13 protein-coding genes are annotated in these 14333 nt (G+C 45.4%); 5 read left to right on the top strand and 8 right to left on the bottom strand.

The genetic code is table 11. The features are described from left to right. Positions 1–546: 546 nt before the first annotated feature. The 4 genes from phoU to L5L94_RS00020 form a co-directional block, all read right to left on the bottom strand. Positions 547–1257 (bottom strand): phosphate signaling complex protein PhoU, encoded by a 711-nt coding sequence (gene phoU, locus L5L94_RS00005; protein WP_028760530.1) that lies wholly within the window; start codon positions 1255–1257, stop codon positions 547–549. A gap of 70 nt (positions 1258–1327) precedes the next feature. Beyond that, the gene (gene pstB / locus L5L94_RS00010; protein WP_028760531.1) at positions 1328–2146 is read right to left on the bottom strand and encodes a phosphate ABC transporter ATP-binding protein PstB; all 819 of its coding nucleotides are present in this window, start codon (positions 2144–2146) and stop codon (positions 1328–1330) included. Positions 2147–2179: 33 nt separating this feature from the next. After that, positions 2180–3838 (bottom strand): phosphate ABC transporter permease PstA, encoded by a 1659-nt coding sequence (gene pstA / locus L5L94_RS00015; RefSeq protein ID WP_263160595.1) that lies wholly within the window; start codon positions 3836–3838, stop codon positions 2180–2182. Positions 3839–3897: 59 nt separating this feature from the next. Continuing rightward, complete coding sequence (locus L5L94_RS00020; protein WP_168823090.1) at positions 3898–6156, bottom strand: ABC transporter permease subunit; 2259 nt, start codon at positions 6154–6156, stop codon at positions 3898–3900. A gap of 200 nt (positions 6157–6356) precedes the next feature. On the opposite strand from L5L94_RS00020, the gene L5L94_RS00025 reads away from it, so the two are divergent. The 3 genes from L5L94_RS00025 (at position 6357) to L5L94_RS00035 (ending at position 8983) form a co-directional block, all read left to right on the top strand. Beyond that, entirely contained in the window at positions 6357–6857 is a 501-nt protein-coding gene (locus L5L94_RS00025; RefSeq protein WP_028760534.1) for a glycine cleavage system protein R, read from the top strand. 477 nt (positions 6858–7334) lie between these two features. Beyond that, complete coding sequence (locus tag L5L94_RS00030; RefSeq protein WP_168823092.1) at positions 7335–7988, top strand: DedA family protein; 654 nt, start codon at positions 7335–7337, stop codon at positions 7986–7988. 173 nt (positions 7989–8161) lie between these two features. Next, the gene (locus L5L94_RS00035) at positions 8162–8983 is read left to right on the top strand and encodes a DUF2797 domain-containing protein (RefSeq protein ID WP_263160598.1); all 822 of its coding nucleotides are present in this window, start codon (positions 8162–8164) and stop codon (positions 8981–8983) included. Between the two features lie 248 nt (positions 8984–9231). On the opposite strand, the gene L5L94_RS00040 is transcribed toward L5L94_RS00035, so the two are convergent. Further along, positions 9232–9915 (bottom strand): DUF4136 domain-containing protein, encoded by a 684-nt coding sequence (locus L5L94_RS00040; protein ID WP_317629614.1) that lies wholly within the window; start codon positions 9913–9915, stop codon positions 9232–9234. Between the two features lie 400 nt (positions 9916–10315). Here L5L94_RS00040 and L5L94_RS00045 point away from each other — a divergent pair, with 400 nt between their 5' ends. Further along, complete coding sequence (locus tag L5L94_RS00045) at positions 10316–10909, top strand: LysE family translocator (protein WP_263160602.1); 594 nt, start codon at positions 10316–10318, stop codon at positions 10907–10909. A 26-nt stretch (positions 10910–10935) separates the two neighbouring features. Beyond that, the gene (locus L5L94_RS00050; protein WP_168823098.1) at positions 10936–11490 is read left to right on the top strand and encodes a DUF1415 domain-containing protein; all 555 of its coding nucleotides are present in this window, start codon (positions 10936–10938) and stop codon (positions 11488–11490) included. A gap of 228 nt (positions 11491–11718) precedes the next feature. Here the strand turns inward: L5L94_RS00050 and L5L94_RS00055 are convergent, their stop codons facing one another. The 3 genes from L5L94_RS00055 to L5L94_RS00065 form a co-directional block, all read right to left on the bottom strand. Continuing rightward, positions 11719–12246 carry a DUF4303 domain-containing protein gene (locus tag L5L94_RS00055; RefSeq protein ID WP_263160603.1) on the bottom strand — a complete coding sequence of 176 codons (528 nt, stop codon included), beginning with the start codon at positions 12244–12246 and terminating at the stop codon, positions 11719–11721. Between the two features lie 122 nt (positions 12247–12368). After that, entirely contained in the window at positions 12369–12842 is a 474-nt protein-coding gene (locus L5L94_RS00060) for an NTF2 fold immunity protein (RefSeq protein WP_105249681.1), read from the bottom strand. Between the two features lie 185 nt (positions 12843–13027). Beyond that, positions 13028–14314, bottom strand: coding sequence for an acetyl-CoA hydrolase/transferase family protein (locus L5L94_RS00065; RefSeq protein WP_212600061.1), 1287 nt, complete (start codon positions 14312–14314; stop codon positions 13028–13030). Positions 14315–14333: the final 19 nt, after the last annotated feature.

The raw sequence follows: 14333 nt of genomic DNA on the forward strand, positions 1-14333 counted from the left end.
ATGTAAAAATCGAGTATTAAACTCACCCCAAAAACACGACTACAGATAATGAAGTAACAGGTAATACCGGCCTTTGCAGATGCTGAGAGAGTACAAGGAGCATATGACTCCGAAAGGACGATAAGCAGCAAAGGCGCGGTTCTCATTAAGGCCAGAGAACAAAGATTCTCACAAACAGGTCGGATATACGTACGCAGTATTACTTTCTGTTACTCAAAAAGTGGTTGATCTATTCGAGGTGTCCATATACGGACTTGCTGCGTGTCGGTGAGTAAGTACCATGGCAAGCCTATATGCGTGGATACCAGCCAACGCCTAGCAACTAAAATGACAGTTCACTCAGCTATACTAGCCTGCAGAATTTTCCAATGCGTTTTTACCAAATCGAATTGACTCATCATTGCTATTAGTACTGTCAAATCAGTCTATAAAAGCAGTCGGCATTTATTAAGCCGCATTTAAAAGCCCTAAAAGCAAAACGCTCCACAGAGGCTGCGGAGCGTTTTATTCAGCGAATGGCATTACAATAGCAGACTAATACTTGTGTTAGCCTTTCATGTCCTTTTCCATATCTTCGTAGGAAGTATGGCGAACGTCTTTACCTTTCACGTAGTAGATAATGTATTCACAAATATTTTTACAGCGGTCACCGACACGCTCTACTGCGCGTGCAGCCCATAATACGTCGAGTATGTCTGGGATTGAACGCGGATCTTCCATCATATAGGTCATTAACTGGCGAATGATGCCTTCATATTCACGGTCAAGCTTAGCATCTTCTTTATGCAGCTCTAACGCGGTATCTGCATCCATACGGGCCAAGGCATCTAAAGTCGCATGCAACATCCGAGTCGCATGACGCCCCATATTTTCAATGCTAACTAACAAAGGCTGCTGATTATTCAAACGTTTATCTAATGCCGCTTTTGCAATCCGCACACAGGCATCACCAATACGCTCAAGATCGGCGATAGTTTTTGAAATAGCGATAATCAAGCGTAAATCACTGGCAGCAGGTTGACGCTTAGCAATAATACGCGTGCATTCTTCGTCAATGGAAACTTCCATCGCATTGACCTTATGATCGCCTGCAATCACCCGCTGGGCTAACTCGGCATCGAGGGCACTTAAGGCATCAATCGCTTGCTCCAGCTGACGTTCAACCAAGCCACCCATCGCGAGCACTCGATTGCGGATATCATCCAGCTCAGCGGTGAACTGACCCGAAATGTGCTTACTTAAATTCATGTTTTCCATTGCGTTCCAACCTGTTACTTAACTGTTGACCCATACCAAGCCTTGGTGGCCTTATCCGATACTCAAGTGATTAACCGTAACGTCCTGTGATGTAATCTTCAGTCTTACGTTTTTTCGGCGTGGTGAAAATCGTATTAGTATCAGCATATTCAACTAATTCACCCATATACATAAAGGCCGTTTGATCCGATACCCGCGCCGCCTGTTGCATGTTGTGAGTCACGATAACCACAGTGTATTTCGTCTTAAGCTCAGTGATTAACTCTTCAATCGTCAGCGTCGAAATCGGATCGAGTGCCGATGTTGGTTCGTCGAGTAATAGCACTTCTGGCTCAATGGCTATCGCACGGGCAATCACCAGACGTTGCTGTTGACCGCCAGACAAACCAAAGGCGTTATCGTGCAATCTGTCTTTAACTTCGTCCCAAATCGCCGCGCCGCGCAATGAACGCTCAGCCGCTTCGTCGAGTTCACGACGGTTATTCAGCCCTTGCAATCTCAAGCCATAAACAACGTTTTCGTAAATCGACTTAGGGAAAGGATTTGGGCGTTGGAACACCATACCGACATTACGGCGCAAAGCCGCGACATCAATCTTTTTGTCGTAGATATTCTGGCCGTGCAGCAATATCTCGCCGCCAATATGACAATTATCAACTAAGTCATTCATGCGGTTAATACAGCGCAATAGTGTCGATTTACCACAACCACTGGGGCCGATAAAGGCAGTAACTTGCTTCTTGGGGATCTTCATCGATACATTAAACAGCGCTTGCTTATCACCATAGCGCAAATCTAAGTTACGGATCTCCAGCGCGGTGTCGTTCTGGCTTAAGTTAGCTAAATCAAAGTTATTGGTTTTCATTGCTGTCGAATCTATAGAAATCATATTTAGTCCTAATACTTTCAGGATAATCGCTGATTAGTGCTCAAGCGAACGATATTTTTCACGTAAGTGGTTACGCACGCTAATGGCCGTCAAGTTGAGTGCCACAATCACAGACACCAGCAAGAAAGAGGTCGCATACACCAGAGGACGTGCCGCTTCAACGTTAGGACTCTGGAAGCCCACATCATATATATGGAACCCTAAGTGCATGAACTTACGTTCTAAATGCACAAACGGGAAGTTAAAGTCCAGTGGTAATGTTGGCGCTAATTTCACGACACCCACCAACATTAGCGGTGCCACTTCACCGGCAGCACGAGCGACCGCTAAAATCAAACCCGTCATGATCGCTGGACTCGCCATCGGGATCACAATCCGCCACAGGGTTTCAGCCTTAGTCGCGCCCAGTGCCAAACTACCTTGACGCACCGCGCTTGGAATACGACTTAACCCTTCTTCAGTCGACACAATAACCACTGGCAGCGTCAAAATCGCGAGGGTTAATGCCGACCAAATCACCCCTGGCGAACCAAAGGTAGGAGCAGGCAAAGCTTCAGCGTAAAACAATTGGTCGATGGAACCGCCCATCATGTACACGAAGAAACCTAAACCGAATACACCATACACAATCGATGGCACACCCGCTAAGTTGATTACCGCAATACGGATCATCTTAGTAATAGGGCCTTTCTTAGCATATTCATGTAGATAAACCGCCGCGACCACACCAAATGGCGTCACGATCACCGCCATCAACATCACCATAAACACAGTGCCGAAAATCGCGGGGAACACGCCGCCCTCAGTGTTGGCTTCACGCGGGTCGTCACTCATAAAGCGTCCAATACCGACAAACCACTTACCAATTTTGCCTATGAGTCCTAAGTGATTCACATAGGTCACATCAAGAACGGTATCGAGCTTCAGTTCAACTTCTTCGCCGCGCATATCTCGGACGATAACCGAGTCACGCGCCGCATCATCACGCAGGGCAAATAACGCTTTTTCAAGCACTAAGTAATCTTCTTGCAGTTGAGCTCTCTTGGCGACCAACTCAGCTTTAATACTGTCGGTCAGTTCCCCATCCAGCTCGAAACGACGCTCCTGCAAACGCAATTTTTCAATGGCGTAGTTAATCGAGCCAATATCTTGCTTCTGCAAATCAACCGCTTTGTCAGATAAGGCAACAGCGCGTTCGATGTGCTCCATTAAGGAGGATTCAATCGCATCATTCACTAAATCAAGACGCTTGCCATTTTCAATCACGGCTATCGGATAACCGTAGAAGTTACCGTTTTTAGCCCGCTCGATCAGTGCAACCTCGCTTGGCACAGAACGGCTAACAATGTCCGTACCTAATATCCAGCGGAAATCCAAACCCACAAATTCACGGTTACCGGTTTTTACTAAGTAACGGGTCACAAACTCGCCCGGATGTTGCTTAAACACATGGCCAGCAGCAATCAAACGCTCAGTCGGTACTTCTTCCCTATCGTAAACCTCACCAATTAAGATCGAACGTACACCCGTGTTATCTTCAAGCTCCCACTGGTAAACCGTTGCAGGCCAAAAGTAACTTAAGCCGCGCCATGCGATTAACAATAATAAGCCTAAGACGGCAATCAAACTGATGCTCACGGCACCGCCCGTCATCCATATCCATGGCGAGCCTGATTTTACCCACTTACCCATTGCACAAACCTCTCAAGGTCACTGGCGAAATAGTATTTAATGTCATTGTCTTATCCCCGTTACAGCGAGCTATAGCGTTCACGTAGACGCTGTCTCACCACTTCTGCAATGGTGTTAAAGAAGAATGTAAAGATGAATAGTACGAACGCAGCAAGGAAGAGCACACGATAATGCGAGCTACCGATAGCCGATTCAGGCATTTCAACCGCAATGTTTGCCGCCAAGGTTCGCATCCCTTCGAACACGCTCCATTCCATGATGGCAGTGTTACCGGTGGCCATCAGTACAATCATGGTCTCGCCAACGGCACGGCCAAGGCCCATCATAATGGCCGAGAAAATACCCGGACTGGCGGTTAACAACACTACGCGTGTCAATGTCTGCCAAGGCGTCGCACCTAAGGCTAAGCTGCCGTTAGATAAATGACGCGGTACAGAGAAAATAGCATCTTCAGCGATGGAGAAAATCGTTGGGATCACCGCAAAACCCATGGCAATACCGACCACCAGCGCGTTACGTTGGTCGAAGGTGATCCCCAGTTCGTTAGTGATGAATTGACGGGTATTACCATCAAACAGCGCCACTTCGATGATTGGGCTGACCGCAAAAGAGAACCACCCCACGAAACAGACCACAGGGATTAACATCAGCTCTTGGTACACTTCGGGTAAACGTTGTTTCCACTTACCCGGCAACCTGCTCCAGCCATAGGCAGACGTGAGTATCGAGGTCGGCAATAAGATCAGTAGAATTAAAATGCCGGGGAGATGCTCTTCAATCAATGGCGCTAACCACAGACCCGCCAAGAAACCTAAAATCACCGTTGGTAAAGCTTCCATGATTTCAATGGTCGGTTTCACGAAACCGCGTACCTTAGGCGACATAAAGTAAGCCGTGTAAATCGCACCAGCAACGGATAAAGGCACGGCAAATAACATGGCATAAAATGCCGCTTTCATTGTGCCGTAGGCCAATGGCATTAAGCTCAACTTAGCTTCAAAATCATCAGAACCTGAGGTCGATTGCCATACATATTGTGGCTCTGGATAACCTTCATACCACACCTTGTCCCACATGGCGCTCCATGACACTTCTGGGTGGGAGTTTTCCACACTGAAGATATGCAGCTTTTTGTCCGCCTCAACGACTATGCCGTTTGAGCGTGGGGTAAAGCCCATTTTACCTGGGTTTTTAAGGTCAAACTTTGCATCAAACAGTTCACGATGACTCGTAGTATAGAGTAGGGTTAGCTCACCCTCAGGGCTCACTGTCGCGAAACTCTTACGATAAAACTCAGAGGTAATCGAGCTGATGGGCGGTAAGTCATCAAACTGACGAATCTCTTGATATAAACGCCCTTTTTCACCATTAACTTGGAAGTACTGCGCCACAATACCTGTGTCATAACTGACCAGTAATGAACTCGCTCCCGCCAGCAAAGCCACGTTATTGACTTGTGCCTTAGCACGTTCAACATCAATCACCTGCAGCAGATCTAAGCTGTCAGTATCACGGATGTCGTACACGAAAATTTTATTGCCAGTTTGCAACATCAATTGACGTTGATCGGGCGTCATCAGCTCGTGGGAGACTTTCTTCGGCGCATCTTGAATTTGTGACGTCGTAGAAACCCACTCCACTTCTTCAGTCATCATGTTCTCTTGCCCTTCGAGACGAGTGAGGCGCCAAACACCACTCTCATCTTGATAAGCAAAACTCATTTTGTCTGAGCTATAAGTAAAGGTCAGCTTATGAATCGCGCTGCCCGTCTCATCGACGGTAATGGGGGTTTCACCTGCGGGATAACGCAGTTTAGGTGTGATTAAACGTTTGTTATTGGGGTACGTTAAACCAAACTCTAGGCCCGCCACTATGACCTGACCATTACTTAATCCCAGCGCAAAACGTTGTTCGCTCGGTACAGCAACGGCGGCGCTGGTGACTGTAACACCCGCTGGTAACGTCGGGGTAAAGCTAGAAAGTAAGCTACCGTCGGCAACAGTATAGAAGTCCACTTGACCATGAACGCTCACACGGTACATCACCTCATTTTGCTCTTCAGCACCCACCATTAAGGTCGGCACATCCGCGTGTTGATAGCTCACACTCTTAACGGGTGTGACATCAGCACTGTCGAAAATGGGTTTAATCACATACAACAGATAAAAGAAGATCAACAATAAGGCGACAAATACCATAGTGCCGCCGATAGTGACGCTGATTTGCGCCGCTTTATCCTTAAATGCCCTGCGATTCGAGCGTCCGCCTTTAAGCATACTGTGCGATGCAGAACCAGGTTGAGTGACCTGACTTTCCATTAAGAACCTCTATTATTAATAGCTAGCGAGTTTTTTCGCTAGGATTTGCCGAGTGCTATGCTTACACTGTTTGAACGTAAACTGAGCAATAACAACATCCTTTATTCTAAGTGCGTTGGATTATATGACGCAAAGATGACAGTTGTGTTACACCCCGTTTTAAAACAGGTGCCTTTTACAAAAAATAGGAGTCAGTCACTATGCTACGATACTTAATCACACTACAAGCACCTGATAGAAAAGGATTAGTAGAACAAATCGCCCATGCTGTGAGTCGTCATGGCGGCAACTGGCTCGACTCAGAATTACGCCATATTGACGGTGTCTTTGCCGCGATATTGTTACTCGAAGTGCCGTCACTGCGCATGGACGAGCTTATTGAGGCCCTAGAATGCATCGATAGCCTGTCCCTCACCTACTCCAAAACCTCGGTCGCCCTTAAGCCCATCAAACGCTTAAGTTACAACCTAGTGGCCTATGACAGACCCGGACTTGTGCTCGATATATCCAATAAAATCAATGCAATTGGCATCAATATCGAGCAGTTTAGTAGTCAATATGAAACCGCAGGCCACACAGGTATAGCACTCTTTCGGGCCACCATTGGCCTTGGACTCACAGATCTCGCCCAAGAAGATCAACTGGTAGAATCCCTCTATGCTCTTGGGGATGATCTCGTGCTCGATAGATTAAGCCGTTAATGCCATTAACTTTTACGGCAAGCTAACACTTAGCACACCAATATATTTAGAGAGTGCTCTCGCAATGGCACTTTCAAAAAGCACTTTAAGAGCGCTTAAAGCAATGCTTAAAAACCGATATTCGCGACAAGGTGTTCAAATTAAGTTAAGCCAGTGCAATCAATACTGGATAGTTGGAATCGTTAGAATTCGAATAGGAATCAGGCTAGTGGGTTTGTAAGTTGATGTCATCATTTAAAATTTATTAACCATCTAATAATGCTTAATATTTTTACTATAAAAAGCCCACAAAACCCGATTACTGAACCATAAACACACTAACACCAACAAAATTTAATGTTGTAACTGCCTTTCGATTCATGCTCCCTTGGTAGAATAACCCACGAAACACCATAGCTCCGGTTCAGAATGACCACTTTGCCGCTTTCGAGCTTTACCATCTTTATGTTTTATCAATTATTTTAGGGAGTAGTACGTATGGAGCAGTTATACGAACTGGCCCAAGCCATGATACACAATGATCTGGCGGTTTTAGCCAATCCTAAAATCGCCCTCATGGTCAGCGCATTAATTTGTGGCTTTTTAGTGTTAGAAAATGGCTTTATTCCCACCGCATTTTTACCCGGAGATAGCCTACTCTTTCTCACTGGAGTGCTGATTTATCAAGATATTCTTCATATCGGTATTATGCCGTTATTGGTTCTAGCAACCTTTACAGGTACAGCTATAGGTTATTTACAGGGTCGATTTTTAGGGCATACCCAAATTTACCAAAAACTGCTGTCGAATATTGATATCAAACATCAGGAAAAAGCGACCCACCTTATTGATAACTATGGAGTGATAACCCTGCTACTCGCACGTTATATTCCTTTTGTTCGTACCGTTTACCCCTATATTTTAGGTGCAACGGGTATTTCTTCCCGTCGTTTTTTACTCATTAACTTCATCAGTTCAATGGTGTGGATTTTTTCCGTTGTTGGTTTTGGGTATCTCATTAGCCATACCCAATTAGCAACAAAATACCAAACACAATTTATGAGCATAATCATTTACTTACCAGTAGCCTTGCTTACTTTCGGTATTATTGCCTTAGTGTACAAATGGTTAAGTAAAACAAAAGAGGTTTAGGTGCACTCAGTCAATCGACTCACTTATCGACTTACTTATCGAAAAATCCTATCTAAACTGACTGGGATAATCTTGTATACTGACAGTCACGCAATGACGATATAACGAAAGCGTGCACTAGACCGCATGATGAGCGACTAAGCTGCACCAGAACGCAACACATTAGGATGACCATGTTAGGAACGCTAAAAAAGATGCGCGTGCAGTTAGATGACGCGCAACAAGTGCAATATCAACTCGTTGTCGGTGATGAGTTACTCCCGCTCAATCCATTGATAGGCAAGCAATTAATCTTGACCCACACGGGTAATATCTTCTGCTGCAACTGCGGTAAAAAGAGCAAGAAGAGTTACTCGCAGGGCCATTGTTTTGTCTGTATGCAAAAGCTGGCGAGTTGCGATATGTGCATCATGAAGCCGGAAATTTGTCATTACGACCAAGGCACTTGCCGCGAACCAGAGTGGGCCCAGAGCCACTGTTTTGTGCCGCATTATGTATATCTGTCGAATACTTCGGGCGTTAAAGTCGGCATTACCCGCCACACTCAACTGCCCACCCGTTGGATTGACCAAGGTGCTACCCAAGGTTTACCGATTTTTAAAGTCTCAACAAGACAGCTCTCAGGCTTAGTCGAAGTAGAATTGGCAAAACTGGTTAATGATAAAACCCATTGGCAAGCCATGTTAAAAGGCCATGCCGACGATATTGATTTAAATGCTAAGGCTGCGGAACTGATCCCGCAAATTGAGGCTAAGTTGCACGAAATCGGCATGCAAAAAGGCGATTACAGTATCGAGCGTTTGCACGAAACGATTCAGCCAATTCATTATCCAATTGACACCTTTCCGAAGAAGATCACTTCGCACAATTTCGATAAAGATGTAGTCGTCAGCGGAATTTTGCAGGGGATCAAGGGGCAGTATTTGATGTTTGATACGGGCGTGATTAACATTCGTAAGTTTTCATCCTACGAGATCACAGTCGAGCACGACTGAAACAGTCTGAAATCAAAATGGAACTTCCCTCCATTAAAATGAAAAAGCGCGGCAGTTTTCACTGTCGCGCCCTTTATTGAGATGGCTGTCACTAAAGTACCATGTTCCACAGTTCAAAAATGGGAGCTAGCACCACAAACATGGGACCAAGATACCTCAATTAAGCACTAATCCCGTTTATCTGGTGAATGCTCCAACCAAAATGCTGACTCAATTCACTTAGAACTGAACTAAAGCTCAAACGCTGACTAAAGAGCCACATTAACCGACGGCATATTGGCCAACATACTGGCAATGAGACTGTCGAAATTTTCGGTTAGCTCATCCATCTTTTTAATGTTGCCAAAACCTTGGGCAAGCACTCGCCAAATTGGCTCATCAACGCCCTGTATTTTAGTGGGTTTAAAGAGCGCTATCACCACGGTACCTTTGTCATACTTTTGGGTATTCACACCGTCGGTTGACAGCCCAGCGACTAACCCTGTCACTGCCAAAATTTGTTCATCGCTCATTTCAGTTCCCATAGCGACGCCAAAGCCAACCTGAAAATCCGCCAGTAGTGGATCTTCGACCCAGCGATATCCCTTACTCTGCAAAGTTTGCTTTAATACGGCTTGCATGTGTTGCAACACTGGCTGCGGATCTAAGCGTTTATCTGTGATGATTTTTTGAAATTTAGGATGCCAAGTGAATGTCATTGCTGTTGACGGTAATTCACTGAGATCGCCAGACATCACGATTGTGGTTCGCAACGGCTGCGCCGCGTTATCCGTCACAGTTACGCACCCAGTAAGACCTAAAACGCTGCTAAAAAGCAGTATTAACACTCTCAAATACCGACTTAACACTCGGTCGAGAACCCAGCAAGGAACTCGACTGAGCTGTCGATTTAGCACTCCACTTAGCTCACTATGTAATGATGGATTCATCATGCCCTGTTACCTCAATCTATAAAATGCTGTCTAAGGATAGTTGCTATTACTAAAACTGAAAGCTGATATCCATCATAGTGTTAAATCAGCATATTCCAATATATCTTGATTTTCGTACTAACACAGAAAACCATCAAACTGCGCTAGCCCTATTCTCACGCCATTAATCCCATCGAGGCATGTACATATTTTGTTATTCTTTTTAGTTTATAAACTCACTATGTCGTATAGGCGCGGCAACATTTAATCGCTAGAATGCCTCGCCTGCGTTGCAATCAAATGTCGCAATTATAAATAATAGCAACACAGTATTGCGTAACGTCAGATGAGTAAATCGCAGGCTCAATGCGGCAAATAATCACAATGCCATAAAACTAAAATAAAAGGTGTGGATCTATCTATGGAGTTAATACTCGCTATCGCGTTGTTTGCCTTTTCATCGGGGATCACCCCAGGGCCTAACAATATTATGCTGATGACCTCAGGGGTAAACTTTGGCGTAAAACGCAGTATTCCGCATCTTATGGGAATAAGCCTTGGCTTCCCGACCATGATCCTCGCGATAGGTTTGGGCTTGAGTGCCCTATTCCAAAGCTATCCTATCATCCATCAAGTGATTAAAGTCGTCGGCATAGGTTACCTTTTGTATCTGTCTTGGTTGATTGCCAACAGCAGTAGCAAGATGGAAGGTAAAGCCATTACTAAACCCTTCAGTTTTATCCAAGCCGCGGCCTTTCAATGGGTCAATCCTAAGGGCTGGATCATGGCCGTGGGCGCGATTGCGACGTTCACGTCAGTACAGCAGGATTTGACCCCGCAGGTCATCACTATCGCAACGGTATTTTTGTGCGTCGCCTTTCCCTGCGCTATCGTCTGGCTCGGCTTTGGTGTAGCCCTTAAACGCATTTTGAAAAATGAGCGTCAACAGAAGATTTTTAATATCAGCATGGCGCTCTTGCTTGTGGCGTCTATCATCCCTATGATCGCCCCCTAATTTTTAAGCACGAGCAAACGACCGCCATGAACGAAATTGACATGATCACTCAACAAACCGACGACTGGGTGAAAAAAGTGATCATGAAATACAATATTTGCCCCTTCGCCAGACAAGAAGTCGAACGCGGTAGTATTCGGTATCTGGTGGTGGAACAAACTAAAGTCAAACAAGTGCTTAAGGCATTGATCGAAGAATGCCAATACCTCGACGCCCACCCCGAAGCCGAAACCACACTGTTTATTCTACCCCGTGGTTTTGAGGGGTTTTATGCTTATCTCGACCTCATCGACATGGCAACAGATACACTTATCGAACACGAGTACGAAGGCACTTACCAACTCGCCACCTTTCACCCAGACTATTGTTTCGATGGTGAACCACAGGACGGGGCAGCCAACTTCACCAACCGCGCGCCCTACCCAACCCTGCACATCATCCGCGAAGCCAGCATGGAGCTCGCTCTAGCCAGCTACACAGATCCCGAAACCATCCCAGAACGTAACATCGCCTTTTGCGAACGCAAAGGCAGCGACTTTTTCGTCAAACTGTTAGCAGAATGCATGGGGAAATCCTCATAACAGTCCAAATACGGCAGCTTTAATGAGATTGCGGCCTTTATCACTGAAGCGGATGAAGCCCTTTTCGATGATAACTCCAATATCCAGCCAACCTATGTTGAGCTGATTAAAACGATGATTGTTAACCATCTAGGGCTTGAACAAGGCAACAAGATAATCGAGCAATTGGAAATCAGGGTGTACTAATAACGTAGATGTTAATGATTTTAAAGTGTTTAAAATCAATTTTTATAAAAATCTATCGGCCAGCATATCAGCAACATCTTCGTCATGGTCGATACTAAAGGCCATAAAACCATCGGTTTTAGGGATCGCTTGATAGACTTCAGTTTGGGTAAACTGCACTAGGCATTCGTTAAACACTGCGCGTATTTGCCGCACTATCTCCTCCCAGTCACTAAAGTCATCCTCGGGTAAGCTCTGTTGAATCGTCTGCAACTCATCCTCTGAAAGCAGGTAACATGTACTAAAACATTGATACTCCCAGTCACCTGTATTGAATTTAAGTTCTTGGATAGCCTCAGGGCTTTGGTATGACTCAGCCCATTCCCCAGACTGGTAATAGGCCAATCGCTGCTGAAAATCTGCCTCTGTATTAAAACAAAGATTTAATTCTGCGTATTCAGCATGGGTGTCAAAAGCAAAGGCATAAAAGGTTTTATCAGGATGAGCTAATAAAAATTGCTCAACCTCAACCGTTGTAAACCGCAATGTCTCGGCTTTGATTCGAGCAATAAGAGCATTATCTAATGGCATAAAGATGTTCCATTTACACAATATTTTTTGTGTCTCAGTGCATCACTTAAATTAAACCGACGTTACTAAACTCAATGCTTTAGTCATTTTTTACTGACGTCAAGCATTGAGATTAAGCTGAATTAAAGGATTTGTACGCTCCATTTCTCATTGCCATAGCGACGATTTTTATAGCTATCGATACGCCATTCATCGGCTTTTTTAAGAGCAATAAACAAATACTCATCTTCGAAGTTAGTGTTGGTTTTAATATAGATTTCGGCTCTGCTTTTACTTTTTAAAGTAATTTGCACTTCAAGAGGATGATCACAACCATTAAATTTTGAAGGAAACCCGAAGGAATTACGCACTTTTCCGCCGTAAACACGGGGCTTATCGGTACAAAAATCGTCAAATAATGGCGCTATTTGCTCACTCAGTAAAGCAAACCAATCGGTTTGCTTCGCATAATGGAATTCAGCCACTGGCAATTCCTGCCGTAGCTTATCTTCTTCGGCAGTTCTTTCGGTATAGAGGGTATTTTCGATACTGTTCCAGCGCGTACAAAAAGATAACACCCTCTCTGTTAAATATGCTTTTAATTCAATCTCATCCATTTAAATTATTGACTCCTTTATTTATAAGTCTGTCGGTCAAACCCGCCAAGAGTTTATACCATATCGGGACAGACGAATGACTCTTTACCGCGATTAAACGACGTATTAAAACCAACCCTTTACGCTCAAACGAGCTTGCACCACTGCAAACTCGGCAGCAAGCCATAACACCAAGATTTACAATGCTATAGATTTAATCCCCACACCTCAAAGGCATCACGACTCAGTTGTTCCCTAAAATCTGGGTGAGCGATGGCGATCAGCGCTTGTGCCCGTTCGCGCAGTGAACGGCCGCGTAGATTAGCGGCGCCGTATTCGGTCACAATGTAATGCACATGGGCCCGAGTGGTGACAACCCCTGCGCCAGGTGATAACACGCTTGCAATGCGAGAAAGCGTGCCGCCCGCAGCCGTGCTGGGCAGCGCAATCACAGAACGACCACCTTCAGATAACCCTGCTCCGCGGATGAAATCCATCTGGCCACCGACACCGGAATAGATTTTAGTGCCAATGGAATCGGCACACACTTGCCCTGAAAGGTCGACCTGCAGCGCCGAGTTAATCGCCATCACATTGGGATTTTTACGGATAATGGCCGTGTCGTTAACTTGCTCTATGTCCATAAAGATGACCGCAGGATTATCATCAACATAGTCGTATAATTTCTGGCTACCCAGGGCGAAACCTGTGACGAGTTTTCCCGGATAAAAACGCTTCTTGCTGTTGTTAATCACACCCTTTTCAACCAGTTGCAATATACCGTCAGAAAATAGCTCAGTGTGGACGCCTAAGTCTTTATGTTCGGTTAAACAAGACAGCACGGCATCGGGGATCGCACCTATGCCCATTTGCAAACAATCGCCATTACGCACTAATTGGGCAACATTTTTACCGATCGCCAAACTCACCGCATCCCCCGTCGCGAAAGAATGAATGGGCAACGCCGCGCTCTGCTCATACACAGCGGCAAAACGGTCGATATGGATAAAGCTGTCGCCATGGGTTCGCGGCATTTGTGGATTAATATGAGCGATGATCTTACCCGCGACTTGGCAAGCTGCGAGCGTTGCTTCAACCGAAATGCCTAAGGAACACATGCCATGCTTATCGGGTGGCGACACTTGGATAATTGCGGTATCTATTTTTTGCTCGCCGGAACGAAATAACTTAGGCACTTCAGACAGGAAAATCGGCACATAATCCGCGTCACCACTTTGCAGTAATGCCCGCGTTGGCAGCCCACCGAAAAAACATCGATGGCGTAAATGCCCCTGTAAACTGGGATGGCTTAAGGATTCGGCGCCTTCAGTATGTAACTGTAACAGGGTGAGATTTTCTTTGGTGAGTGCATGCTGCGCCAACGCATCTAATAAAATGCGCGGAGTGGCGCCCATGGAATGAGTCCACAGCGTCTCGCCGCTTTGAATTAAAGCAACCGCATCGAGCGCGCTATGACAAATGATTGGAGGCATAATGAATTCCCTTCGCTAA

This window comes from Shewanella sp. SM21, from assembly GCF_025654335.1.
In the GTDB taxonomy this organism is placed as follows: Bacteria; Pseudomonadota; Gammaproteobacteria; order Enterobacterales; family Shewanellaceae; genus Shewanella; species Shewanella oncorhynchi.